The following is a 24,744-nucleotide window of genomic DNA, read 5'->3' as shown; positions in this document are numbered from 1 at the left end:
CGCAATCTCTGGTACGGGGATGTCGGGACGGTGCCGGTACGACGGCGCCGCGACGGTGCCACAAATCGAAGGCGACCCGGCTCGGCCGGGCCGCCTCCGCGGTACTGCAGCGACGCCGCTCCGGTTGCCCGGAACGGCGCGCCTCGACTCATTGCATTACTCGGACTTGTTGCCGCTCAGCTGCTCGCGCAGCAGCGCGCCCAGCTTGGTGGTGCCGCTGGAAGCATCCGAGGCCGAACGGTTGTAGTCGGCCAGGGCCTCCTGCTGCTCGGCTTCGTCCTTGGCCTTGATCGACAGCTGCATGGAACGGCCCTTGCGGTCCGTGCCGATGATCTTGGCTTCGACTTCCTGGCCCAGCTTGAGGTACTGGGTGGCGTCCTCGACGCGCTCCTTGGCGATGTCGCGGGCGGCGACGTAGCCTTCGATGCCGTCGGCGAGTTCGATCGTGGCGCCCTTGGCGTCGACTTCCTTCACCACGCCCTTGACGATCGAGCCCTTGGCGTTGGAAGCGACGTACTGACCCATCGGGTCCTGCTCCAGCTGCTTGACGCCCAGGCTGATGCGCTCGCGCTCCGGATCCACGGCCAGGACGACGGCTTCCAGGGTGTCGCCCTTCTTGTAGTTGCGGACCACGTCTTCGCCGGTGGTGTTCCAGCTGATGTCGGACAGGTGCACCAGACCGTCGATGCCGCCGTCCAGGCCGATGAAGATGCCGAAGTCGGTGATCGACTTGATCTGGCCTTCGACCTTGTCGCCCTTCTTGTGGATGGCCGCGAAGGTCTCCCACGGGTTCGAGGTGACCTGCTTCATGCCCAGCGAGATACGGCGACGCTCTTCATCGACGTCCAGCACCATGACCTGAACTTCGTCGCCGACCTGCACGATCTTGGACGGGTTGACGTTCTTGTTGGTCCAATCCATCTCGGAGACGTGCACCAGGCCTTCGACGCCCGGCTCGATCTCGACGAACGCGCCGTAATCGGTGACGTTGCTGACCTTGCCGAACACGCGGGTGTCGGCCGGGTAGCGGCGCGCGATGTTGTCCCACGGATCCTCGCCCAGCTGCTTGAGGCCGAGGCTGACGCGGTTGCGCTCGCGGTCGTACTTGAGCACGCGGACGTCGAGCTCCTGGCCGACTTCCACGACTTCGGACGGATGGCGCACGCGCTTCCAGGCCATGTCGGTGATGTGCAGCAGGCCGTCGATGCCGCCGAGGTCGACGAACGCACCGTAATCGGTGAGGTTCTTGACGACGCCCTTGAGGATCGCGCCTTCCTGCAGCTTCTCCATCAGCTGCTCGCGCTCGACGCTGTACTCGCTCTCGACCACCGCACGGCGGGAGACGACGATGTTGTTGCGCTTGCGGTCCAGCTTGATCAGCTTGAACTCGAGTTCCTTGCCTTCCAGGTAGGCGGAGTCGCGCACGGGGCGCACGTCCACCAGCGAACCCGGCAGGAAGCCGCGGACATCCTTGATGTCGACGGTGAAACCACCCTTGACCTTGCCGCTGATGCGGCCGGTGATGGTCTCGTTCTTTTCGAGCGCCTCTTCGAGCTCGTCCCACACCATCGCGCGCTTGGCTTTCTCGCGGGACAGCACGGTTTCGCCGAAGCCGTTCTCGATCGAGTCGAGGGCGACCTTGACTTCGTCGCCGACGGCAACGTCGATCTCGCCGGCGTCGTTACGGAACTGTTCGATCGGCACGATGCCTTCGGACTTCAGGCCGGCGTTGATGACGACCACGTCGCCGCGGACCTCGACGACGGTACCCAGAACGATGGCGCCCGGCTTCAGCTTGGCCAGGTACTGCTGGCTTTGTTCGAACAGCTCGGCAAATGATTCGGTCATTAGTTGATTACTCGGTTGAACACACGGGCCGCACCGGCTGGCATCGTCGCTGTCGTAGCGACGCAAGCAGCACGTGGTCGACCCACCCGTTATGTGGCGCGATGCAGCTGCGCCATGTGTCGTTGTGGATCCCGCCGCGGATGCGGCGGGGCTGGTGGTTTACAGCGTGTTCTGCGGCGTTCGGTCCGCGTTTGCGGAAACGTCAGCGCGCCGGCAACAAGGCCAGCACGCGTTCGACCACCTCGGCGATGCCCAGGCCGGTGGTGTCGATGCGCACGGCGTCGTCGGCCGGTCGCAGCGGAGCCACCGCGCGCTGTGCGTCGCGGGCGTCACGGGCGAGAATCTCCCGCAGCAGACCATCTAAAGTAACGGAAACCCCTTTGTCTTTCAACTGCTTATAGCGCCTTTCGGCTCTTTCGTCGGCGCTGGCGGTAAGGAAGACCTTGTAGGGGGCGTCCGGGAAGATCACCGTACCCATGTCGCGGCCGTCGGCGACCAGGCCCGGCGGCTGGCGGAAGGCGCGCTGGCGATCCTTGAGCGCGGCCCGGACTTCGGGGATGGCGGCGATGGCCGAGGCGGCGGCCCCGGCGGTCTCGGTGCGCAGCTCGTCGGTGGCGTCCTGGTCGTTGACCAGCACCCGCAGCTCGCCGCGCTCGTCGTCGCGGAAGCCGATCTGGGTGTCGAAGGCGCAGCGGACCAGGGCGGCCGGGTCGGCCAAGTCGATGTCGGCCCAGCCGGCGGCGACGCCGACCGCCCGGTACAGGGCGCCGGAATCCAGGTAGTGCCAGCCCAGGGATTGGGCGACCAGGCGGCTGATGGTGCCCTTGCCGGAGCCGGAGGGGCCGTCGATGGTGAGGACGGGGGTGCTGCTGTCGTAGGGAGTCGTCATGCCGGCTATTATGCAAGGACGGCACGCCTTTCCCGCCCGTTTGCGGGCCGGTAAGGCCCCGCAACGAGGCCCCCGCGAACCGCCGGCCCGGCCGAGAGCCAAATAATTTGCTGCAAACACTTGATCGTAGTGGGAAATACCCGCTATGATCGCGGGCTGTCTAACCCAATCCTGTTGCCGAGGTCTGTCATGAAGGTCCTGTCCTCCCTGAAGTCGGCGAAGAACCGTCACCGCGACTGCAAAGTCGTCCGCCGCCGTGGCAAGGTCTTCGTGATCTGCAAGTCGAACCCGCGTTTCAAGGCGCGTCAGCGCTAAGAAAGCACGCTTCAAGGCGCGTCAGCGCCAAGAAGCACGTCCGCGGCGTTCGCGCCCGGACCGCTAGCCTGGAAGGCCGCCGCGAGGCGGCCTTTCTGCGTTGCGGTCCGATCGCCCCGCCCGCCCGGCCGGATCGCGAAAACGTGACGGCCGCGTGCTGCCGTGGCATCGGGGCTTGTGCGTACAATCTCGCGTCCTCCAGCGAGGTTGCACCCATGACGTCCCGCACCGCTCCCGCCGCACTCGCGTTCGCAGCCCTGTTGCTTCTGTCCACCGCCGCCTCCGCCGACACCCTGCTGATCGAGCGCGTGTCCGAGGAAAACAAGGCGGCGATGCCGGTCCGCGGCCAGACCATGGCCCAGGTCGAGGCCCGCTACGGCGCCCCGGCCGAACGCCTGGACCCGCGCGGCGGCCAGAAGCGCCAGTGGCCCACCATCAACCGTTGGGTCTACCCGGCGTTCACCGTGTACTTCGAGAAGAACAAGGTGGTCGACGTGGTCGCCAACAAGGCCGACGCCGAAGAGATCGGGCCCAAGCCGCCCGTGCGCTGACGCCGCCGAACGAGACCGTAGCTTTGACCGAGCAAGCATTGACCGGGCAAGCCTTGCGCTTTCCCGCCGAGTGGGAACCCCAGTCCGCGGTCCTGATCGCCTGGCCGAACGCCGACACCGACTGGGCCGACCGCCTGGGCGAGGTCGAGGAAACCTACATCGCCCTGGTCGCGGCGATCACCCGCTTCCAGCCGGCGATCGTCTGCGTCGCCGACGACGACGTGCAGGCCTATGCCCGTGCGCGCCTGTCCTCGGCGCGGATCGACATGGACCGGGTGCGCTTCGTCGAGGCGCCCTACGACGACACCTGGCTGCGCGACTCCGGCCCGATCAGCCTGCGTCAGGGCGAAGGTTTCCGCCTGCTCGATTTCCGCTTCACCGGCTGGGGCGGCAAGTTCGACGCCAGCCAGGACGACCTCTTGGTCGAGCGCCTGCACTCGCAGGGAATCTTCTTGAAGAGTGATCGCCAAAGCATTGATTTTGCTTTGGAAGGCGGCGCCATTGAAACCGACGGCGCGGGCACCCTGCTGAGCACCTGGCAGTGCCTGCACGAGCGCCACCCCGACGCCAGCCGCGAACAGATCACCGCCAAACTGTCGGACTGGCTGCGCCAGGACCGGGTGCTGTGGCTGGACCACGGCTACCTGGAGGGCGACGACACCGACGCCCATATCGACACCCTGGCGCGTTTCGCCGCGGCCGACGCCATCGTCTACCAGGGCTGCGACGACCCCAACGACAGCCACTACGCCGAGCTCCAGGCCATGGCCGCCGAACTGGCGGCCTTGCGCACTCGCGACGGTCAGCCGTATCGCTTGTTCGCGCTGCCGTGGCCGCAGCCTGTCATCGATGAAAACCGAAGGCTGGCAGCCAGTTACGCCAACTTCCTCATCGTCAACGGAGCTGTGCTGATGCCGGCCTACGGCGATGCCGCCGATGCCGCGGCCCAGGCCGTGCTGGCCCAGGCCTTCCCGGACCGCGAGATCGCGCCGGTGCCCTGCCGTTCGCTGATCTGGCAGAACGGCAGCCTGCATTGCATCACCATGCAACTGCCGCAGGGCGTGGTCGCGTAAGCGGCACAGCACGCCGATCCTGATGACCACCGCAATGCAGATCGTGGCCTGCGTGCTGTTCGCGGCCTGGGGCACCGGGATGCTGATCGCCCTGTGGTTCAAGCCCCGGCTACTGAGGCTCTGGCTGTTCGTCCCGCGCTGGCGCGGCGGATTCAACTGGCGTCATGGGCTGCGCGCGAGCCGAGGGTCTTTAATACTGCAGGCGCTCCTGACCTACAGCCTGACGGCTTTGATCGTGTGCCGGCTAATCGGTGCCGGCTCCAGGCAGGCGATGCTGGTGTTCGTGGCGCTTATTGCTGCCAACGCAATCGCCTGGGTGATCGACGGCGCCAACGCCGCCGCTCGCGAGTCCTGAAGATTTCAACGCGGATTCGGTAGCGGACGCGCGCGCAGCCTAGAATATTCATCGCCCTGCGTCCGGATCCCGAGCCCGAACATGAAGAAGACCACCCTGCCCGTCGCCCTGATCCAGGACCGCGACCACGGCTCGCGCGAGGCCAACCTCGCCAACATCGAGGCGCGCGTCGCCGATGCGGCCAAGAGCGGCGCCAGGCTGGTGCTGCTGCAGGAACTGCACAACGGCCCCTACTTCTGCCAGCACGAGTCGGTGGCCGAATTCGACCTGGCCGAGACCATCCCCGGCCCCAGCACCGAGCGCCTGGGCGCGCTGGCCAAGCAGCACGGCGTGGTCCTGGTCAGTTCGCTGTTCGAGCGCCGCGCGGCCGGGCTGTACCACAACACCGCGGTGGTCTTCGACGCCGACGGCTCCACCGCCGGCAAGTACCGCAAGATGCATATCCCGGACGATCCGGGCTTCTACGAGAAGTTCTACTTCACCCCGGGCGATCTCGGCTTCGAGCCGATCCAGACCTCGGTCGGCCGCCTCGGCGTGCTGGTGTGCTGGGACCAGTGGTACCCGGAAGGCGCGCGCCTGATGGCCCTGGCCGGCGCCGAACTGCTGCTGTACCCGACCGCGATCGGCTGGGACCCGACCGACGAGCAAGCCGAGAAGGACCGCCAGCGCGACGCCTGGGTGCTCAGCCATCGCGGCCACGCGGTCGCCAACGGCCTGCCGGTGCTGAGCTGCAACCGGGTCGGCCACGAGCAATCGCCCATGGACGCGGCCGGCATCGATTTCTGGGGCACCAGCCACGTGCTCGGCCCGCAGGGCGAGTTCCTGGCCCAGTCGGTCCAGGCCGAACCCGAGATCCTGATGGCCGAGGTCGACCTGGGCCGCAGCGAGCACGTGCGCCGGATCTGGCCGTTCCTGCGCGACCGCCGCATCGACGCCTACGGCGACCTGCTCAAGCGCTACCGCGACTGAAGCCGGTGAGCGCCGCGCCCGTCGCGATCCGTGCCGCCGTCGCCGGCGATCTGACGGCGATCGCTGAGCTCTACGCGTTGGAAGTGCGCGAGGGCGTGGCCACCTACGAATACGCCGTACCCGACCTGGCCGAGATGCGCCGGCGCTGGCAGGCCGTGATCGACCAGGGCTATCCCTACCTGGTCGCCGAACTCGACGGCGCCTTCGCCGGCTACGCCTACGCCAGCAGCTACCGCAGCCGCGAGGGCTACCGCTGGACGGTCGAGGACACGGTCTACGTGCAGCCCGGCTGCCAGGGCCGCGGCGTCGGCCGCGCCTTGCTGCAACGATTGATCGAAGACTGCGAGGCGCGCGGTTATCGGCAGATGGTGGCGGTGATCGGCGACGGCTCCAATGCCGCCTCGGTGGCCCTGCACGAGCGCCTGGGTTTCCGCACCGTGGGCGTGTTCCCAGGCCTGGGGCGCAAGCACGGGCGCTGGCTGGACACGGTGCAGATGCTGCGGCCGCTCGGGGCGGGCGACAGCGCCGCGCCGCCCGAGGTACGCGCCGCCCAAAGTGGTGGCGTCGGCACATCCTGAACTGCCCTTTGGCCGTAATCTTGCCGATGAGCGGTAGGCTAAAAACGAACGAACGTGCTATTTTCTCCGCCATGTCCAATCTGACCGCCACCGGCAAAGGCGCCGCCACCCGCGACGCGATCATCGACCAGGCCTACAGTATCGCCGTCGGCGGTGGCCTGGAGAGCCTCTCGATCGGTCCCTTGGCGCAGGCCGTGGGCATGTCCAAGAGCGGCGTGTTCGCCCATTTCGGCTCGCGCGAAGACCTGCAGCTGGCGGTGCTCGACGCCGCCGGCCAGCGCTTCCTCGAATACGTGCTGCTGCCGGCGCTGAAGTCCAAGCGCGGCCTGCCGCGGCTGCGCACGATCATCGCCGCCTGGTTCGACTGGGCCCGCCATACCTCCGGCGGCTGCGTGCTGTTGTCGGCCGTCAGCGAGTACGACGACCGCCCCGGCCCCTTGCGCGACCGCGTCCTGCAGCACGAAACCCGCTGGCGCAACGACATCGCCCGCGCGGTGCAGATGGCGGTGGACGCCGGCGAATTGGAGACCGACACCGACGCCCATCAGCTGGCGTTCGAGATCTACGGACTGGCCCTGGTCGTGCACCACGACGCCGGCCTGTTCGGCTTCGAACCCAGCGTCGAGCGCGGGCAACGCGCGTTCGAACGCCTGATCCGTTCCTACTCCTCCCCCACCGCCTGATCTCGCGCAGAGAGGCTCCGTCATGTACCCGCTCATCTCCAAAATTAGCACGACCGTTCGTAGTTTTATTCAGCTATACGGGCTGCGGCTGGGCTTCCTGATCGGCAGCCGCTTCGCCCCGGAAACGACGGTGCGCCGGGCGGCACGCTTGTTCAGCACGCCGTTCGCGTCCTCGCGCAGCCGCGCCCTGGCCGCGCCCAGCCACGGCGCCAGCGAGGGCCGGCTCGAGGTCGACGGCCACGACATCGCGACCTATGTCTGGGGCGATCCCCGGACCCAGCCCTACGTGCTGTTCGCGCACGGCTGGTCCAGCCACGGCACCCGCATCGCGCCCTGGCTGGAGGGCCTGCGCGCCGACGGCTATGCCGTGGTCGCGTTCGACCAGCCCGCGCACGGCAAGAGCGCGGGCCGCCAGAGCACCCTGCCCGACTTCACCCGCCATCTGCTCGCGGTCGGCCGCCATTACGGCCCGGCGGCGGCGGTGATCGGGCATTCCCTGGGCGGCGCGGCGACCCTGCTGGCGATGGCGCGCGGGCTGCGCGCCGAGCGCGCGGTGCTGATCGCGCCGGCGGCCGACCCGGTCGCGGCCGCGCACCGCTTCGCCCATCTGGTGTGGATCGGCGAGCACCTGTGCCGGCGCATGTTCGCCTACTTCGAGCAGCGCATCGGGATCGGCTTCGAGGAACAGCAGGCGCATCTGAACGCACCGGTCATCGCCAGCCCGGCCTTGATCGTGCACGACCTGGGCGATCGCGAAGTGCCCTGGTCCGAGGGCGAGCGCTACGCACGCTATTGGCCCGATTCGCGCCTGCTCAGCACCACCGGCCTGGGCCACAAGCGCGTGCTCGAAGACCGCAGCGTGATCGAAGCCGGGCGGCGCTTCCTGCACGGCGAGGCGGTCGGCGACCGTCTGGTGTCGAGCCCGAACCTGCCCTACGGCTGGGCCTGAGCGCCGGGCATCGGCGCGGACGGCGCGGAACTTGCCGGGATGGAACTGCCGGAAATAGAGCCCAGCCAATAGAACCGGCTCGATAGCGGAATCGGCCGGCGGCCCGACGACCGCCGGCCCGTCGCGTCTTGTCGCGGATCGGCGCTTGCTTCTACTCTGGGCGCACGCGGCCTGGAGGCCGCGGCAGGATCGGGGGACGAACCGTGGCACCTCTCAGGCAAGCACACGCCCGGCCCGCGCGGCCGGACGCGCGGCGGAGCGCGCGCCGATGAGCGCACTGGCGCGCCTGCTGCTGATCCTCGGCATCGGACTGCTCGCATTGGGCTGCTACAAGCGCGACACCGTGCCCGAGCCGGCGCTGCTGCTGCCCGAGGTCCGCAGCGAACCGCAGCAGCGCCCGAGCTCGGACGCGCCGTACTCGGTGCGCGCCGGCGATGTCGACTACCGCATCGAACCGGTCGCCGACTACGACATCACCGGCCTGATCGTGAGCCGGCACGACTCGGACACGTTCTGGGACAGCTTCCACGCGCGTGCCAACGACCATCTCAACGTCGCCGACCTGTGCCTGGTCTGGGGCGCCAATGCCAGCGACGGCGCCTACGAGCACATGGCCTTCTGGAACGGCCAGTGGACCTGCAACTACAAGTACGGCTACGGCGTGCCGGTCGGCCCCGAGCACACCCGCGCCCTGTCCAACAACCACCTGTTGACCAACAGTGCGGACATCGCCGAACGCATCCGCGGCCTGCGCGTCGGCGACCAGGTGCGCCTGCGCGGCCAGCTCGCGGTCTACAGGCACCAGGCCGGCATGAACTTCGTGCGCGGCACCTCGGTCTCGCGCGACGACACCGGCAACGGCGCCTGCGAGACGCTGTTCGTCAACCGCCTCGACCTGCTGCAGCCGGCGCCGGCCTGGCCGCTCTGGCTGCGCTGGATCGGCGCGCTGCTGCTCGCGGTCGGCCTGGTGGCCTGGTACCGGGCCCCGTTCGACGCCCGCACCCGCTGACCGTGCAGGTCCGGGCCTTTCGGCCCCGCACTTCGCCCCAGCATTTAATCCCCAGGGCACTTCTGGCCGCGGCCGCTGTCGGACCTACGCGATTTGCCGCTATCCTGCCGGGCCTCCTGTGCCAGCCCCCGTACGGCGCCCAACGACCGAATGAATGATCCGATGACCGACGGCCTGCACGGCCAGCCCCACGCCATCGTCGAACGCGACGGTGTCCGCTACACCCTGCTGGGGACCGCGCATGTGTCGCAGGCCAGCGTGGACGCGGTGCGCGACGCGATCGGCAGCGGCGCCTACGACGCCGTCGCGGTGGAGCTGGATCCGCAGCGCCTGCAGGCGCTCACCGACCCCGACGCCCTGGCCCGACTGGACCTGATCCAGGTCCTGCGCACCGGCAAGACCGCCCTGTTCGCCGCCAACCTGGCCCTGGCCGCCTACCAGCGCCGGCTGGCCGAACAGCTCGGCATCGAGCCCGGCGCCGAGCTCAAGCGCGCGGTCCTGGAAGCGCGCCAGCGCGAACTGCCGGTGCACCTGATCGACCGCGAGGTCGGCCTGACCTTCAAGCGCGCCTCCAGCAAACTGGGCTGGTGGGGCCGGGCCAAGCTCGGCGGCGGCCTGCTGGCGGCCTTGTTCGCCGACGAGGAAGTCGGCGAAGAAGAGATCGAGAAGCTCAAGCAGGGCGACCTGCTCGAATCCAGCTTCGGCGAATTCGCCAGCGAAAGCCCGCAGCTGTACGAAAGCGTGATCGCCGAACGCGACCGCTACATGGCCGCACGCCTGCGCGAATCGCACGGCGATGCGCGCGAAGTGCTGGCCGTGGTCGGCGCCGGCCACCTGCAAGGCCTGGCCCAGCACCTGCGCGAGGAGACGCGCGCGCCGGCGACGGTGCGCGAAGAACTCGAATCGCTGCCGCAGAAGAGCTCGGTGCCCTGGTTCACGATCTTCCTGTCGGCATTCGTGCTCGGCGGCTTCGTCTGGGGTTTCTGGCGCGGCGGCATCGACGTCGGCTCCGACCTGCTGCTGCAGTGGGTGCTGGCGACCGGCGTGCTCGGCGCGATCGGCTGCGCCATCGCCGGCGGCCATCCGCTCAGCATCCTGGTCGCGTTCGTGGCCTCGCCGATCACGCCGCTGCACCCGGCCCTGGCCTCGGGCACGCTCAGCGGGCTCACCGAAGCCTGGGTACGCAAACCGACCTATGCCGACTTCATGGCCCTGCGCGACGACGTCCAGACCTGGCGCGGCTGGTGGCGCAACCGGGTCGCGCGGGTGCTGCTGAACTTCTTCCTGACCAGCCTGGGCACCGCGATCGGCGTGTGGACGGGTGGCTTGCGGATGTTGGGCAAGTTGATCGGCTGATCGTCTTGCCTGCGCTAGTTGATTCTTGAATCGCGCTCCAGAAGGCGCAGCTCCGGCTGCGCCAAAGCCCAGTCGGCGTCGTGCTCCATGACGAAGTCCCATTCTCGCGGCGGTTCGGGGGCGCAGAAGGCTTGCAAGGTTTCGTTCGCCGTCTCTGGGGCGTGCACGCGATACAGCAGCAGCCGCTGCCCTCGTGCGGTGATGCGCGCCAGGAAAACAGCGTTCTGATCGGCTAGCAGCGGCTCCGAAAGGCTGTCTTCAAAGTGATTCAGCACATCGCCCTCCTCCGCGGTCGGCATGCCATTGGCCCCCTGCGACTCGCAGTCGATGCTGATCTTGAGATGCCATGGGAACCGACCGCGCGCTTCGAAGCGTCGCAGCGCGGAGTTGACGGTGACAACAGCAGGGTCATCGCCGATGGAGGTGTTGATCAGCGTGTAACGGGGCTTGGGGATCATCTGAGTTCAGCGTGGCGCTTGGGCGGATGGCTTGCGAAGCTTGGCCACTCAGTCCTCACTCTTTCTTAGACTCCGCCGCAATCCAAGCGTCGATATGCGCCTCCAGCGCCTGCAGCGGCACCGAGCCGGTCGCCAGCACTTCGTCGTTGAATGCGCGCAGGTCGAAGCGTTCGCCCAGCGCGGCCTTGGCCTTGGCGCGCAGCGCTGAAATCTTGAGCTGGCCGATCTTGTAGGCCAGGGCCTGGCCCGGCGTGCCGATGTAGCGGTCGACCTCGTTGACGATGTCCTGGTCGGTCTTGGCCGCGTTGTCCTTGAAGTAGGCGATCGCGCGCTCGCGGCTCCAGCCCTTGGCGTGCATGCCGGTGTCGACCACCAGGCGCACCGCACGCCACATCTCGTAGGTGAGCTGGCCGAAGCGATCGTAGGGATCGTCGTACAGGCCCATGTCGTAACCCAGTTGCTCGGCGTACAGGCCCCAGCCTTCGCCGTAAGCGACGAAATAGGCCGTGCGCCGGAACATCGGCCGCTCCGGCAGTTCCAGCCCGCGTGCGAACTGGAAGTGGTGCCCGGGCACGGCCTCGTGCAGCGACAGCGCCATCATTTCCCAGGTCGGCCGCACTTCCGGCTTGTACAGATTGACGTAGTAGAAACCGGCGCGGCTGCCGTCGACGGCGCCGGGCTGGTAATAGGCCGTGGTCGTGTCCGGCGCGATGTTGTCGGGGATCGGGCGCACGCCGTAGGGCTGGCGCGGGATGACGTGGAAGGCTTTGACCAGCTCCGGATCGATGCGCTTGGCGATCGCGCGGTACGCGGTCAGCAGCTCCTCCGAGGTCTTGTGGAAGAACTTGGGATCGCTGCGCAGGTAGGCGAAGAATTCCTGCAGCGTGCCCTTGAAGCCGACCTCGGCCTTGACCTTCTCCATCTGCGCGCGGATACGCGCGACTTCGCTCAGGCCGGTCTGATGGATCTGGTCCGCGCTGAGATCGGTGGTGGTGTAGTAGCGCGCCAGGAAATCGTAATAGGCCTTGCCGTCGGGCAGCTCGGCCACGGCGATGCCGGTGCGGGTCTTCGGCAGGTATTCGTCGTTGAAGAAGGCCGCGAACTTGCGGTACGCCGGCACGATGCGCTCGCCGATCGCCTGTTTGGCCTGGGCCTGCAGCGCGGCGCGTTCGGACTCGGGCACGCTCGCGGGGAAGTGCAGGAACGGGCGGTAGAAGGCGCTCTTGCTGGGGTCGTCGACGATCTGCGAGGCGATCTGCGCCGGCACGCGCTGCATCAGCACCTGCGGCGGCGTGCGTTTTTCCTTCAGGCCCTCGCGCATCAGTACGGTGGTCTGCTCGATCACCGCCGGCAGCGCGTTCAAGCGCGCCAGCCAGTCGCGGTAATCCTTGGCGCTGGCGAAGGGCAGCACCTCGGCGATGCCGTCGGCGGTCTGCACGCCGCCCTGGTGGCTGATCGGCTGCAGGTACTCGCGGAATTTCTGGCGCTCGATATTGCGGTCCAGGTTCCAGGCGTAGGTGTCGTAGTCGAGCTGGCTGTCGGCCGACAGCGCGCTGCGGTCGATCGCCTTGAGCTTGGCCAGGGCCTCGCGGTCGGCGGCCTCGCGCTCGGCGATCGCGCTCAGGCTGCGGTCGGTCCAGCGGTCGTTGAAGCGGTTGTCGCCGTTGTAGCTGGCGCCTTCGGGGTTTTCGACCAGCCCGCGTTCCCATTCGGCTTCGAAATACGCCTTGAGACGGGCGTCGGCGTCTTGCGCGCGCACCGGCGCGGCGACGAACACGGCCGCGGCGGCCGCGGCGAACATGAGCTTACGGAGCATGCCTGCATCCCCTCGGAGCGAGGCCCGAGTCTAGCCCGCGACTTGCCGGTAATCGCTAGGCCAAAAGTCAATGCGGGGGCTAGCGGACCGATTCGGACAGCCCCGGGCGGCCTGGAGCGAGGCCGTGTCAAAGTTGCTTGAGACTGCAACTCGCGCATGCGCAGGGCGCCCGCGCTGCGGCGCGGCGATCAGGTAATTCGGGAGTCGCAGGCCCGGACGGGCCTTGCGCGATCGGGCGGCTTTGAACCAGTCGGCTTTAAGTCAAGCCGCGTCGGCAGCCGTAGTGAAGCTCTCGCCGCAGCCGCATTCGGCGCTGACGTTGGGGTTCTGGAACACGAACTGCTCGCCCAGGCCCTGCTTGGTGAACTCGATGCGGGTGCCGTCGACCAGCGGCAGGCTGATCGGGTCGACGTAGATGCGCACGCCGTCCTGCTCGAACACGGTGTCGCCCTCGCGCTGATCGCGAGCGAGGTCGGCGATGTGCTGCCAGCCCGAGCAGCCGGTGCGGGTCACGCCGAAACGCAGGCCCAGGGCATCGGGCGCCTCGGCCAGAAAATGGCGGACGCGTTCGAGGGCGGCGGGAGCGAGGCTGACGGACATCGGGATTCTCGGGGGGACTTTCGCTGCTAGGCGATATGGTAACAGGCGCGCCATGACGGCCGCGGCGACCCTGTGGATATGGCGCCGCGACACAGCGTTTCAAGTTTCCGGCGGTGCCAGCAGATAGGTGGCGAAGCTGCCCAGCCAGTGCGCGCCAGCGTAGTGGGCGTCGCTGACCGCGGTCAGGCCGCTGTCGCGGTGGCGCGCGGCGGCCGCGCGCAGGGCCGGAATGCGGCGGTCGCCGGGAGGCAGGCCGCGCGCCATGCCCTCCAGCATCCAGGCCCGGCTCAGGTTCAGCCCGTCCAGGTGGGCGAGCTTGCCGTCGGTGGGGTCCAGGACCACGCCCGGGGTCAGCCAGCCGGCATCGGCCTTGCGCGGGATCCTGGGCAGGAAGGCCTTGAGCCAACGCGCGTATTCGGCTGGCGCCAGCACGCGCCGCATCAGGTCGGCCTCGGCCAGGCACGGCGACAGGAAGTCCTGACCCGAGGGCTCGTAAGCGATCGGGCAGTCGCGGTCGCCCAGATGGAACTCGCGCACCCGCTGGCTCAACGCCGCGCGCAGCCGGGCGTCGCCGCTGCGCTCGCTCCAATCCAGGGCCAGGCCGAACGCGAACGCGGTCTGCGAATGCTCGCCGACCCGGATCGGCATGGTCAGCTTGGGCAGCCAGCGCAGGAAGCGCGCCGAGGCCTCGCGTTCCAGCGGTTCCAGCGCCGCCGCCCACTGCCGCCCCTGCGGGTCGTCCCAGCCGCGCAACTGCGTACCCAACTGCAGCAACCAGGCCAGGCCGTAGGGACGTTCGAAGGATTCGTCGCCGCCGGTGCGCAAATAGGCCAGCTCGCCGGCGATGTTGGCCGCGGTCAGGTTGGCCGCCAGCGCCTGCCGCGCCGGCTGCGCGAACGCGGCGTTCGGATAGCGCTGCAGCAGCCGCACCAGCAGCCAATGGCCGTGGACCGAGGAGTGCCAGTCGTAGCAGCCGTAGAAGGCCGGATAGAGCTTGCGCGGCGGCAGCGCGTCGGCGTCGCTGCGCAACTGATGCGAGAGCTTGTTCGGGTACTCGCGCTGCACGCAGTCCAGGGCCAGTTTCGCGAAATGCGCGGCGCGGGCCTCGTCCAGCGTCGCCGGCGCCTGCGCCCATGCGCTCGCGGCGCACAGCCACAACGCCACCGCCATCCAGCCACGTCCCATGCGCTGCTCCCCTGCCCCTGCGATGGCCCGAGTGTAGCGGCCGCGCGGCGCTTCGGGCCGCGCCGATCCGCTATCATCCCGGGTTCTTATCGAACAGCGTTCCGAGGCAGGAATCCCATGACGGTGGTCAGCGTCGAACAGGCACTCGCAGGCAAGGTCCCGGCGGGCGGTGAAGTCACGGTCCGCGGCTGGGTACGTACCCGTCGCGACTCCAAGGCCGGGCTGAGCTTCGTCAATGTCAGCGACGGCTCCTGCTTCGCGCCGATCCAGGTGGTCGCGCCCAATACCCTGGGCAACTACGAAGCCGAGGTGAAGCACCTCACCGCCGGCTGCGCGGTGATCGCCACCGGCACCCTGGTCGCCTCGCAGGGCCAGGGCCAGAGCTTCGAAATCCAGGCCAGCGCGCTGGAGGTGGTGGGCTGGGTCGACGATCCGGAAACCTATCCGATCCAGCCCAAGGCGCATTCGCTGGAATTCCTGCGCGAAGTCGCGCACCTGCGTCCGCGCACCAACCTGTTCGGCGCCGTCACCCGCATCCGCAACTGCCTGGCGCAGGCCGCGCACCGCTTCTTCCACGAGAACGGCTTCTACTGGATCAGCACGCCGATCGTGACCACGTCCGACGCCGAGGGCGCGGGCCAGATGTTCCGCGTCTCGACCCTGGACATGGCCAACCTGCCGCGCGGCAAGGACGGCGCGGTCGATTTCTCGCGCGACTTCTTCGGCAAGGAAACCTTCCTGACCGTGTCCGGCCAGCTCAACGCCGAGGCCTATGCGCTGGCGCTGAGCAAGGTCTACACCTTCGGCCCGACCTTCCGCGCCGAGAACAGCAACACCACCCGCCATCTGGCCGAGTTCTGGATGATCGAGCCGGAGGTCGCCTTCAACGACCTGGCCGCCAACGCGCGCCTGGCCGAAGACTTCCTCAAGTACATGTTCCGCGCGGTGCTGAACGAGCGCGGCGACGACCTGGCCTTCATCGCCGAGCGCGTCCAGCCCGACGCGATCACCCGCCTGGAAGCCTTCGTCAACGCGCCGTTCGAACGCATCGACTACACCGACGCGATCGGCCTGCTGCAGAAGTCGGGGCAGAAGTTCGAGTTCCCGGTCGAATGGGGCCTGGACCTGCAGACCGAGCACGAGCGCTGGCTGACCGAGCAGCACGTCGGCCGTCCGGTCGTGGTCACCAACTACCCCGAGCACATCAAGGCCTTCTACATGCGCCTCAACGACGACGGCAAGACCGTCGCCGCGATGGACGTGCTGGCCCCGGGCATCGGCGAGATCATCGGCGGCAGCCAGCGCGAAGAGCGCCTGGACATACTGGACGCGCGCATGGCCCAGTTCGGCCTGGACCCGGCCCACTACGGCTGGTACCGCGACTTCCGCCGCTACGGCACGGTGCCGCACGCCGGTTTCGGCCTCGGCTTCGAGCGCCTGGTGGTCTACGTCTGCGGCCTGAGCAACATCCGCGACGCGATCCCCTACCCGCGCGCGCCGGGCAGCGCCGAGTTCTGAGGTCGCGCCATGGCAACGGTGACCCTGTATCGACCGACCGGCCCGAATGAACTGGCGCTGGTCGAGGCCAGCGGATTCCGGCGCTGGCCGCCGCGCCTGCCCGAACAGCCGATCTTCTATCCGGTGACCAACGAGCAGTACGCGATCGACATCGCGACGCAGTGGAACATCAAGGACAGCGGCGTGGGCTACGTGACCCGCTTCGAGGTCGACGCGGAGTTCATGGCGCGCTACGAAATCCAGAAGGTCGGCGGCTCGCACCACACCGAATGGTGGGTACCGGCCGAGGAGCTCGAGCAGCTCAACGACCGCATCGTCGGGCTGATCGAAGTCATCGGCGAATACCGCGCGCCCCAGGATTGAGCATCCCGTGATTCTGTTCCTAGCCCTGCTGTTCGTCGCCGTCGCCATCGCCGGCTTCTGCGCCTTCGTGATCTTCTGGCCGCTGTCGCTGGTGCACATCCGCGACCGCCATCCGGAGCTGCAGCGCGAGCTCGGCGCCGGCGCGTTCGCCAATCCCAGCGCCTGGCGCTGGCTGCTGGTGCGCGGCTACCGCAAGGCCGCTGACCGCAATCTCGACGGCCTGGCCGATCCGGCGCGGCTGTCGCTGCTGACCATCATCGCCGGGCTGGTCTGCGCCGGCCTGCTGTGGGCGCTGTCGACGGTACTGCCATGAGCAATGCTTCTATGAGCGACGAACCCATGAACGAAACCCTGCGCGAAGAATGGTGGCTGGCGACGCTGGGCCGCACCGTGATCTGGGCGCGCCTGCGCGTACGCGACGCCGGCACCGCCGAAGTCTTCGACAGCGACGGCAATACCCTGGCCTACGACAGCGAAGACACCGCCCGCGCCGCGCTGATGGATGCCGAGTTCGTCTCGCTGGACGGCCTGGACGACGAGGATGCGGCCGAGCGCGGTTTCGCGCTCGACGAACTGACGCCGCCGCGCGCCGCCGACGACGAGGCTTTGCGCGAGTCGATGGTGCTCAAGCTGCCGCAGCGGCACTGAGGCGGCCATGTACCTGCCGCGCGCCTTCGCCGAAACCGATCTGGACGCGCTGGACGCGCTGTTCGTGCGCGACAGCTTCATCACCCTGATCAGCGTCCGCGACGGCGAACCCACGGTCTCGCATCTTCCGGTGTTGTATAGCCGCGACGGCGATCGCATCCAGCTGCGCGGGCATTGGGCCAGGCCGAACCCGCAGTCCGGCCATGCCGGCGCGGCGCTGGCGGTGGTGCACGGCCCGCATGCCTACGTCTCACCGGGCTGGTACCCGGACAAGGAAGAAGCCGCCCGCGTGCCGACCTGGAACTACGCGGTCGCGCATCTGCACGGGCGCCTGGACACCTACGAAGACGAAGCCGAACTCGCACGTCTGGTCGACGATCTCAGCGTCCACCACGAAGCCCAGGTCGGCAGCGACTGGCGATTCGAGGCCGAGCGCGAGGACTTGCGCCGGCAGTTGCGCGGCATCGTCGGTTTCCGTTTCGAAGTCGAGCGCGCGACGCTCAAGTTCAAGTTCAGCCAGAACCACCCGCTCGCCAATCGCATCTCGGTCGCCCAGCACCTGGACGCGCTCGGCGGCGAAAACGCACGCGAGGTCGCGGCCTTAGTGCGCGCCGGCCTGCCCGACGCCTGACCCTACGGAGACCCGCCATGGACCTCGATCTCACCGGCAAGCACGCCCTGGTCTGCGGCGGTTCCGACGGCATCGGCCGCGCCGCGGCGCATGAACTGGCGCTGCTCGGTGCCGACGTCACCGTGCTCGCGCGCAGGCCCGAAGCCTTGCAGGCGGTGGTCGCGGCCCTGCCGACGCGCGAGTCGCAGCAGCACGGCTGGATCGCCAGCGACGTCTCCGACACCGCCGCGCTGCGCGCCCAGGTCGAAGCGCTGGCCGCCGGTAGTCCGGTGCACATCCTGATCAACAACACCGGCGGCCCGCCCGGCGGCGCCGCCCACAGCGCCGCGATCGCGGCCTATCTCGATGCGTTCAACCGTCACCTGGTCGCCAACCAGACCCTGGTCGCGGCGGTATTGCCGGGCATGCAGTCGGCGCGCTGGGGCCGCATCGTCAACGTGATCTCGACCTCGGTGAAGGAACCCATCGTCGGCCTGGGCGTGTCCAACACCATCCGCGGCGCGGTCGCGAGTTGGGCCAAGACTTTGTCGCGCGAACTCGCGCCGTTCGGCATCACGGTCAACAACGTGCTGCCCGGCTACACCGAAACCGGCCGCATCACCCAGATCATCGGCGACCGCGCACGCAGCTCGGGCCAGTCCGAGGAGGCGATCGTCGAGGCCATGCGCAAGACCGTGCCCGCCGGCCGCTTCGCCCAACCGGCCGAAATCGCCGCCAGCATCGCCTTCCTCGCCTCGCCCGCCGCCGCCTACGTCAACGGCGTGAGCCTGGCGGTGGACGGCGGACGCATGCAGTCGATCTGAGCGTAGACCGCCGCGGGCGGTCGATCCGAGCCACGACCGCCGCAGGCGGTCGAACTGAGCCTAAACCGCCGCGGGCGCACGCCCGTAGCGCGAACGCTCGAACCACCACAGCGCTGCGCTGAGCAACAGCCAGCCCAGGAACCATGGCCAGGACGGACCGCGATGCGCGTTCGCGGACGCGTCGCTCGCGCTCGCGCGTGTGGGCGGCTGCGCGGCCAGCGCCAGGGTGCCCTCGCGCAATGCGCTCGCGCGCAAGCCCGGCGCCTCATCTCCGCGACGCACCGCGAACGGCCAGGCGCGTTCGCCCTGATGCAGCACGTGCCAGCCCGCTAGGCGCGGCCAGTAACCGGCGCAGCGACGCGCGCCGCTGACCGGGTCGATCGGCAACACCAGTTCGCTGCCGTCCGGCGCGGAGACGCGCGCACCGGCCGCCAAGCCGCATAGGCTCAAGCGCTGATCCGGGCGCGCCTCGGCGTCGATCTCCGGTGCCTCGCCCGCACGCGCACGCGCGACCGCCGCCAAGGCGTCGTTCCATAGTTGCGCATGCAGGTCGCCGCGGCCGGCCAGGGCCAGCCGGAAGCTGTCGGTGAGCGGCCACAGCGCGACGCGGCCACGGCCTTCGGCGCGCCAGACCGCGAACGCGACGCCGTTCGCATCGCGCAGCAATGGGCGCGTCTGCGGCGATTCCAGGCGCACGGCGCGCCGGCTCAGCTGCGGCGTTTCGGGGATCGCTTCGTCGCGCGCATGCGGCGCATCCGCAGTGCCCGGACCGATGCGGGCGCGGATCGCATCCTCGTCCGCACCGGCGTCCACCGCCAGACGCAGGGTCGCGGTGTCGCGACCGGCATCGACGTTCAGACCCAGCGCCCGCCATTGCCCGCGCGTGCTTTCGGACAAGGGGCCGGTGACACGCAAGACCAGGCCCAGACCGTTGCGCAACGCTTCGACCATGCCGGCGCGCTGCGCCGCGCTCAGGGCCTCCCAGCTGCGATCGTCCAGCACCGCCAGGTCGTAGCCGGCCAGGGTCGCGGCATTGATCGCGATCGGCGCGTCGCCCAGCTGCATGCCGCCGCCGACGCCGATCTGCGTGTGCAGGCTCGCGCCGCTGTCCAGCGCCCAGCGGCGCAGGTACTTGAGTTCGGGATTGGGCGCGCCGGCCAGGATCAGGATGCGCGGCGCGGCTTCGGCCACGGTCCGCAGCGGCAGTTCGACCTGCTCCACCGGCTTGCGTTGCGCGTCGAGCAGGCGCAGCGCGAAATTCGCCAGCCCTTCGCCACGAGCGCTGCCTGCGAGCGCGAAGCCGCCGCCCGCGTCCAGGGACGCGCGGTCGACGCGACGACCGGCCGGATCCAGCAATTCGGCGCTGCCGCCGGCCAGACCCTCGGCGCGACCGTGCACTTGGAAATCGCCGCCCGCCGCTATCCGCGGCGGCAGCCACAGGCCGCTGAGGCCGCGCGGCAGCGGCGCCGGCTGGAACTCGATCGAAAGTCCGCGCGCGGCGTCGAGATCGCGCGCCTCCAGCCCTGCGCCGATCACGTGCAGGCGCCGCGTGCCCGGATGCCGGCGCAAGGCCGTGGCCAGGTCCGGCACACGCTCGCCGTCGAGCGCGGCGGCGGCTTCGGGCAGCACGACGCGGACATCGCCAGCGACGCCCTCGGCGAAGCCCTGGCTGCCGGCGGTAGCGACCAGCATCGTGCCGGCTTCGCCCTGCAGCCAAGGCGGCAGCAGTGCGAGATACAGCAGGACCGCGCAAGCCGGCTGCGCGACGAACAGCAACACGAAACGCCAAGCATGTGCGCGTTGTCCGAGGGGCGCGCGGTGCTGGCGCCAGACCAGGCCGGCCAGCGCGACCAGCACGGCCAGCGCCAGCAATGCGGCCAGCGCGAATTCGGGCGTCATGTCAGCGAACCCGCTCATGGCGCCGACTCCTTGCGCAAGGCATCCAGATAGCGCCGGCCTTCGTCGCCGCCGTCCTCGCGCCGCGGCAGCGCGGCCGGCGGTCGCGTCAACAGAGGCCATAGCAGGCCACGCAGGCGAGCGCGGCACGGGACGCAATCGGGGCGTTCGCGCAGCGCGTCGATCGCGGCCACGAACGCGAGCGGGTCCGGCACCCGCGCCTCGTGTTCGCGCAGCCAGCGCTCCAGCGCGGCGGTGTCGATCGCCGATCCCGCCCGCGCCGGCGGCGCTTCGAGCGCACGCCACAGCGATTCCAGCGCCGGGTCGGACGCGGTCGCCGCGTTCAAGGCGTCGCCGCGCCGCGCCAGACCTTCGCGCTCGCCGCTCATGCGCCGGCTCTCGTCGATCGGCGGAAGTTCCGGGCCGACCCGCGCCAGGTAGATGCGGCTGGCCTGCTGCACCTGCTTGATGTAGCGCAGGGCGCGATAGGCATAAGGCAGGGCCTGGTCGGGATGGCCCTGGCGCAGATGCAGTTCGGACTGCCACATCTCATCCAGCGCGGCCTTCAACAGTTTGCGGGTTTCCGGATCCAGCAGGGTCGCGGCCTCGGCGTGATCGTGGGTGTGGCCGTATTCCTCCAGCACCGAGCCGGCATCGCCGAACCGGGACGGAGCCTGCGACGGCGCGTGCTCGTGATCGTCGTGGGCCTCGGCGCCCGCAGCGTGTTCGTCGTGTTCGCCGGCCTCGTTGGCGACGTCCTCGGCATCGTTGGTCGGCGGCTTCGGTTCGCCCTCGGCCTCCTCGCCCAGGAACTGGCCGTAGCGCAAACGCAGGATGCGCTGGTCGACGCCGATTCCGTCCGAGCGCTTCGCGTACAGGCCGGCTTCGAGCTTGCGCCGCTGCGCGTACAGCGCCTCGGCATCGATGATGATCCGGCGCTGGCTGCGGAAGTAGGCCGGCAGCGTGGTCTTGACCAGGCCCTCGATACCGGTCGCTTCCTGGCCCAGATCCGCCGGCCAGCGCAGGATCAGGCTGGGACTGCGCGCGCTCTGCGGCTGCGGGCTGCGGTTGTCGTCGACGCTCAGCTGCACGATCAGGTCGTCGCCGGCGGCGAAACCCAGCGCAGCCAAGTCGAGGCGGTGCGCATAGCGTTTCGCGGTCGCACTGCCGCTGCCGCGCAGGCTCAGCTGCTGCTCGCGGAAAGTGATGTTCTCACCCGAGCCCTGCGCCAGGGTAATGCGCAGCGTCGCGTTCGCGGCCAGGCCGTAGTCGTCGCTGGCGTCGAACAGCAGCGGCCACACACGCTGTCCCGCCGCGAGCAAAGTCAGGCCGCGGTCGGGTTCGACCACGCGCAACTGCGGCGCACGGTCGGGCACGACATCGAGGCGATACAGGCGCCGGCTTTGCAGCGGCAGCGCCTGCGGATCGAGCACGATGCGGTACAGGGTCGATTTGTCCAGGGCCAGATTCGCCGACCAGTCCTCGCCCTGGCGCTGCAGGGGCAGACGGCGGCCGTCGTGGAAGAGCAGTTCGGCCGAACGCGGTTGCGGCTGGAAGCGCAGGCGCCAGCGCAGCTGCGCACCCTGCACCGTCTTGGCTTCGAGCTGGCTGTCCTCGCGTGCGGGCAGGCGCGTGTACGCGGGCGGCGCGAGCGCGAGCTGGGTCTGTGTGAGCCGTGTCTGCGTGGGCGCAGGCGCCAGGCCGACCGCATCGGCCAGGCGTTCGCTCAGCGGCGCGTCGTCCGGCCGCGGCCACAGCAGGATCGCCAGCAATGCGAGCACGGCCACTGCGGCCGACAGCAGCCAGCGGCGCAGCGACCAGCCCGGGCGCAGGTCGGGCGTCGCGCCGGTCTCGATGCGTCCTTGCAGGCGCGAGCGCTGCAGGTTCTGCAACGCGCCCAGCTGCGAGGACTCGGCGAACAGCAGGTCGGCGCTGTCGTCCATGTCGGCGCGGCGTGCGTTGAGCCTGCGCGCCAGCCATTGCGTGTCCAGTCGTGCGGCGTGGCGCCAGCAGGCCAAGGCGATGACGGCCGCGCCGGCAAGCGCGATCGCCACTGCTGCGACCGCCCCGCTCCAGCGCCCCGCCAGCGTCGCCGCGACCGCCAGCCAGGGCGCGGCGACCAGCGACGCGTCGAGGCCGCGTCGCAGTCGCGCGGCCCGCAGCAGTTTCTGCAACTCATGGGCGGCGCTCATGGCGTGACGCCCCGGCGCGGACGCGTGGCGAGCCAGCGCTCCAAGGCGAACAGCGCGGCGATCAGCAAGGCCAGCCACGGTTTGAGATCGCGTGCGGGCGCATCGAAGCTCGGGCCACCGGTGCGCGGCGCGTAGTCGCTGGCGATCGCGCGGCCGGGCGCGGCGATGGGTGCGCTCAGCAGTTCACGCAGGCGGCGCGGAAACTGCGGCTCCAGCAGCTCCGGCATCGTCTGCGGCGCCAGTGCGCGGGTGAAGCGCAGCACGCGCCCGTTGCGGTAGCTCGATCCCTCGACCAGCACGGCACCGTCCGCATCGCGCCACAGCGGCGCGCGAGCGGCGGTCTGCGGCCATTGCGCGTCGGCATCGAGCACGGCGGTGCCGCCGGCGCCGATCCAGTCCAGCACCGCTGTCGGCAAGGCGCCCGGCGCCAGCCACACCAGTACCTGGGTCTTGGGGTCGGTAGGCGCCGCGGTGCCGGCGACCCCGATGTCGGCGGAGACGCTTTGCGGCGACCAGGCCGAAACCGCGGCGCGCAGGTACGGCAGCGACGCCGCGCGTTCGGCCGCGTAGCGGATCGCGAGCTTCGGCGGCGCGACGGCTGCCACGGGCGCTGCGTCCGTCGTGCCGGCAACCACCTGCCACTGCAGCGCTCGCGACAATACCGGCCGCTGCCCGTCGGCGCCGCTCAGTTGCGCAGGCACCAGCACGCGCAGCGGCACCTGCGCAGGCAGGGTCGCATCGATCTCGCGCAACAGGCTCGCCAGCGCGACCAGTTGCGATGGCGGCGCCGTATCGATGGCGGGAAAGCCCGGCGCCAGCCAGCGTACGCGTGCGCCCTCGCCCGCCGGCACGGCCCGCGGATCGACGCCGGGCGCGACCACGATCCAGGGCTGATGGCTAACCGCACCGTACGACACCGGCCGCGCCAGCCATAACGCGAGCAGCGCCAGCAACAGCAAACGCAGCAACAGCAGCAGGCGTTCGTCGAAGCGGATGCGATGGCGCGGGCGCGGCTTCTGGCGCAGCCAGCGCAGCGCGGCGAAGTCGGTCGGCCGCTGCTCGCTGCGCCGCGCCAGATGGATCAGCAGCGGCAGGATCAGGGCCGCGAGCGCGGCCAGCGCGGCGGGCAGCAACAGGGCGAAGTTCACGCGTACTCCGCGGCGTCGCGGGCGCCGAACAAGCGGTGCAGCGGCAGGTCGAGTTCCTGGTCCAGCACGTATTCGGCATGGCGAATGCCGCAGGCGTCCAGCCGCGCATCGATCTCGGCCCGCGCTGCGCCGAAACGGGCCAGGAATTCGGCGCGCAGCGCGGCTCCGTCGCCGAGCAGTTCCTCGCCGGTTTCCGGATCGCGGAAACGGTGCCCGCCCTGATAGGGGAAGTCGCGCTCCTCGGCGGTGAGGATGCGCAGGCTCAGCACTTCGCGCCGCGCCGCGGCCAGACGTTCGGCTACGGCTACACCGCTCTCGTCGAAGCCGTCGCCCAGCATCAGCACCAGGTCGTCGGCGGCGATGCGCTCCCACAGCGGCCGCAGCTTGTCGGCCGCGGGCCAGCTGCCCTGCGCCGATAGCGTTTGCAGCTCCAGTAGCAGGCGGTCGCGCTGACGCGGGCCGGTGGCCGGCGCGAGCAGGCGCAGGCCGTCGCCGCGCAAGGCGATCAGGCCGAAACGATCGCCCTGACGCAGCGCCAGCTCGGCCACGCAGGCGGCCAGGGCCTTGGCCGCGTCCAGCCGGGTCCAGCCCGGGCGCGCGGCGTCGGCCTGGGTCATCGAAGCGCTGGCGTCGATCAACAACCACACCGCGAGCGGGCTTTCGCGTTCGGCTTCGCGCACGAAGAAGCGGTCCGAGCGCGCGTACAGCTTCCAGTCGATCTGGCGCAGTTCGTCGCCGGGCTCGTAGGCGCGGTACTGGGCGAATTCGAGCCCGGCACCGCGGCTGCGGCTGCGATGCAGGCCCAGCCCGTGCGCGCCGACCGCGCGCCGCGAGGTCAGGCGCAGATTGCGCAAGCGCGCCCGCACCGCCGCCGGAATCAGATCGCCGCTCATGTCCCTGGCCGTCCTGCC

General features: G+C 69.5%; 25 protein-coding genes and 1 pseudogene. 16 read left to right on the top strand and 10 right to left on the bottom strand.

Annotated elements, in window-relative coordinates; all coding sequences use genetic code 11:
* Window positions 1–156: 156 nt before the first annotated feature.
* Entirely contained in the window at window positions 157–1,848 is a 1,692-nt protein-coding gene (rpsA, locus tag ASD78_RS14360; protein WP_055906729.1) for a 30S ribosomal protein S1, read from the bottom strand.
* Window positions 1,849–2,050: 202 nt separating this feature from the next.
* Window positions 2,051–2,737, bottom strand: coding sequence for a (d)CMP kinase (cmk, locus tag ASD78_RS14355; protein ID WP_055906726.1), 687 nt, complete (start codon window positions 2,735–2,737; stop codon window positions 2,051–2,053).
* 189 nt (window positions 2,738–2,926) lie between these two features.
* On the opposite strand from cmk, the gene ykgO reads away from it, so the two are divergent.
* The 10 genes from ykgO to ASD78_RS14305 all read left to right on the top strand — a co-directional run bounded on the left by ykgO (window position 2,927) and on the right by ASD78_RS14305 (window position 10,575).
* Window positions 2,927–3,052, top strand: coding sequence for a type B 50S ribosomal protein L36 (ykgO, locus tag ASD78_RS14350; protein WP_036206164.1), 126 nt, complete (start codon window positions 2,927–2,929; stop codon window positions 3,050–3,052).
* A gap of 215 nt (window positions 3,053–3,267) precedes the next feature.
* The gene (locus ASD78_RS14345) at window positions 3,268–3,603 is read left to right on the top strand and encodes a hypothetical protein (protein WP_055906723.1); all 336 of its coding nucleotides are present in this window, start codon (window positions 3,268–3,270) and stop codon (window positions 3,601–3,603) included.
* A gap of 38 nt (window positions 3,604–3,641) precedes the next feature.
* Window positions 3,642–4,676: an agmatine deiminase family protein gene (locus ASD78_RS14340; protein ID WP_056102564.1), complete on the top strand. Its 1,035-nt coding sequence runs from the start codon at window positions 3,642–3,644 to the stop codon at window positions 4,674–4,676.
* Between the two features lie 22 nt (window positions 4,677–4,698).
* Entirely contained in the window at window positions 4,699–5,031 is a 333-nt protein-coding gene (locus ASD78_RS14335; protein ID WP_055906717.1) for a hypothetical protein, read from the top strand.
* A gap of 81 nt (window positions 5,032–5,112) precedes the next feature.
* Complete coding sequence (locus ASD78_RS14330; protein ID WP_056102561.1) at window positions 5,113–6,000, top strand: carbon-nitrogen hydrolase; 888 nt, start codon at window positions 5,113–5,115, stop codon at window positions 5,998–6,000.
* Between the two features lie 5 nt (window positions 6,001–6,005).
* On the top strand, window positions 6,006–6,578 hold the full coding sequence (locus tag ASD78_RS14325) for a GNAT family N-acetyltransferase (protein WP_056102558.1): 573 nt from the start codon (window positions 6,006–6,008) through the stop codon (window positions 6,576–6,578).
* A 71-nt stretch (window positions 6,579–6,649) separates the two neighbouring features.
* A complete protein-coding gene (locus ASD78_RS14320; RefSeq protein ID WP_056102555.1) occupies window positions 6,650–7,261 on the top strand; it encodes a TetR/AcrR family transcriptional regulator in 612 nt (203 codons plus the stop codon).
* Window positions 7,262–7,283: 22 nt separating this feature from the next.
* Window positions 7,284–8,210, top strand: coding sequence for an alpha/beta fold hydrolase (locus tag ASD78_RS14315; protein ID WP_056102553.1), 927 nt, complete (start codon window positions 7,284–7,286; stop codon window positions 8,208–8,210).
* Between the two features lie 268 nt (window positions 8,211–8,478).
* On the top strand, window positions 8,479–9,219 hold the full coding sequence (locus tag ASD78_RS14310; RefSeq protein WP_056102550.1) for a hypothetical protein: 741 nt from the start codon (window positions 8,479–8,481) through the stop codon (window positions 9,217–9,219).
* A gap of 150 nt (window positions 9,220–9,369) precedes the next feature.
* Window positions 9,370–10,575 carry a TraB/GumN family protein gene (locus tag ASD78_RS14305; RefSeq protein WP_056102547.1) on the top strand — a complete coding sequence of 402 codons (1,206 nt, stop codon included), beginning with the start codon at window positions 9,370–9,372 and terminating at the stop codon, window positions 10,573–10,575.
* Between the two features lie 14 nt (window positions 10,576–10,589).
* Here ASD78_RS14305 and ASD78_RS14300 read toward each other — a convergent pair whose 3' ends face one another.
* The 4 genes from ASD78_RS14300 to ASD78_RS14285 form a co-directional block, all read right to left on the bottom strand.
* Window positions 10,590–11,033 (bottom strand): DUF695 domain-containing protein, encoded by a 444-nt coding sequence (locus ASD78_RS14300; RefSeq protein WP_056102544.1) that lies wholly within the window; start codon window positions 11,031–11,033, stop codon window positions 10,590–10,592.
* A 55-nt stretch (window positions 11,034–11,088) separates the two neighbouring features.
* Window positions 11,089–12,849: a DUF885 domain-containing protein gene (locus ASD78_RS14295; RefSeq protein ID WP_082575631.1), complete on the bottom strand. Its 1,761-nt coding sequence runs from the start codon at window positions 12,847–12,849 to the stop codon at window positions 11,089–11,091.
* A 261-nt stretch (window positions 12,850–13,110) separates the two neighbouring features.
* A complete protein-coding gene (locus ASD78_RS14290; RefSeq protein WP_055906693.1) occupies window positions 13,111–13,449 on the bottom strand; it encodes an iron-sulfur cluster assembly accessory protein in 339 nt (112 codons plus the stop codon).
* A gap of 99 nt (window positions 13,450–13,548) precedes the next feature.
* Window positions 13,549–14,634, bottom strand: coding sequence for a DUF2891 domain-containing protein (locus ASD78_RS14285; RefSeq protein ID WP_055906690.1), 1,086 nt, complete (start codon window positions 14,632–14,634; stop codon window positions 13,549–13,551).
* A 117-nt stretch (window positions 14,635–14,751) separates the two neighbouring features.
* Here ASD78_RS14285 and asnS point away from each other — a divergent pair, with 117 nt between their 5' ends.
* The 6 genes and pseudogenes from asnS to ASD78_RS14255 all read left to right on the top strand — a co-directional run bounded on the left by asnS (window position 14,752) and on the right by ASD78_RS14255 (window position 18,597).
* Window positions 14,752–16,152: an asparagine--tRNA ligase gene (gene asnS, locus ASD78_RS14280; protein ID WP_056102536.1), complete on the top strand. Its 1,401-nt coding sequence runs from the start codon at window positions 14,752–14,754 to the stop codon at window positions 16,150–16,152.
* Window positions 16,130–16,515 (top strand): annotated as a pseudogene (locus tag ASD78_RS14275) (ADP-ribosylation/crystallin J1); the annotation flags it as partial. The gene asnS and the pseudogene ASD78_RS14275, both read left to right, overlap by 23 nt.
* 7 nt (window positions 16,516–16,522) lie before the next feature.
* Entirely contained in the window at window positions 16,523–16,828 is a 306-nt protein-coding gene (locus ASD78_RS14270) for a hypothetical protein (protein WP_055906679.1), read from the top strand.
* Window positions 16,825–17,163: a hypothetical protein gene (locus tag ASD78_RS14265; protein WP_200944210.1), complete on the top strand. Its 339-nt coding sequence runs from the start codon at window positions 16,825–16,827 to the stop codon at window positions 17,161–17,163. Before ASD78_RS14270 ends, ASD78_RS14265 begins: the two co-directional genes overlap by 4 nt.
* A gap of 7 nt (window positions 17,164–17,170) precedes the next feature.
* Window positions 17,171–17,794 (top strand): FMN-binding negative transcriptional regulator, encoded by a 624-nt coding sequence (locus ASD78_RS14260; RefSeq protein ID WP_056102533.1) that lies wholly within the window; start codon window positions 17,171–17,173, stop codon window positions 17,792–17,794.
* A 17-nt stretch (window positions 17,795–17,811) separates the two neighbouring features.
* Complete coding sequence (locus ASD78_RS14255) at window positions 17,812–18,597, top strand: SDR family NAD(P)-dependent oxidoreductase (protein ID WP_056102530.1); 786 nt, start codon at window positions 17,812–17,814, stop codon at window positions 18,595–18,597.
* Window positions 18,598–18,657: 60 nt separating this feature from the next.
* Here the strand turns inward: ASD78_RS14255 and ASD78_RS14250 are convergent, their stop codons facing one another.
* The 4 genes from ASD78_RS14250 to ASD78_RS14235 are packed head-to-tail and all read right to left on the bottom strand — an operon-like array spanning window position 18,658 to window position 24,726.
* Window positions 18,658–20,514, bottom strand: coding sequence for a carboxypeptidase regulatory-like domain-containing protein (locus ASD78_RS14250; RefSeq protein ID WP_156087767.1), 1,857 nt, complete (start codon window positions 20,512–20,514; stop codon window positions 18,658–18,660).
* On the bottom strand, window positions 20,511–22,685 hold the full coding sequence (locus ASD78_RS14245; RefSeq protein ID WP_056102525.1) for a hypothetical protein: 2,175 nt from the start codon (window positions 22,683–22,685) through the stop codon (window positions 20,511–20,513). Before ASD78_RS14245 ends, ASD78_RS14250 begins: the two co-directional genes overlap by 4 nt.
* A complete protein-coding gene (locus ASD78_RS14240; RefSeq protein WP_056102522.1) occupies window positions 22,682–23,833 on the bottom strand; it encodes a BatA domain-containing protein in 1,152 nt (383 codons plus the stop codon). Before ASD78_RS14240 ends, ASD78_RS14245 begins: the two co-directional genes overlap by 4 nt.
* The gene (locus ASD78_RS14235; protein WP_056102517.1) at window positions 23,830–24,726 is read right to left on the bottom strand and encodes a DUF58 domain-containing protein; all 897 of its coding nucleotides are present in this window, start codon (window positions 24,724–24,726) and stop codon (window positions 23,830–23,832) included. The genes ASD78_RS14240 and ASD78_RS14235 overlap by 4 nt, the downstream gene beginning before the upstream one ends.
* Window positions 24,727–24,744: the final 18 nt, after the last annotated feature.

The organism is Lysobacter sp. Root667, assembly GCF_001427715.1.
Classification (GTDB): Bacteria; Pseudomonadota; Gammaproteobacteria; order Xanthomonadales; family Xanthomonadaceae; genus Lysobacter.
This window is presented reverse-complemented; position numbering and strand designations above follow the sequence as displayed.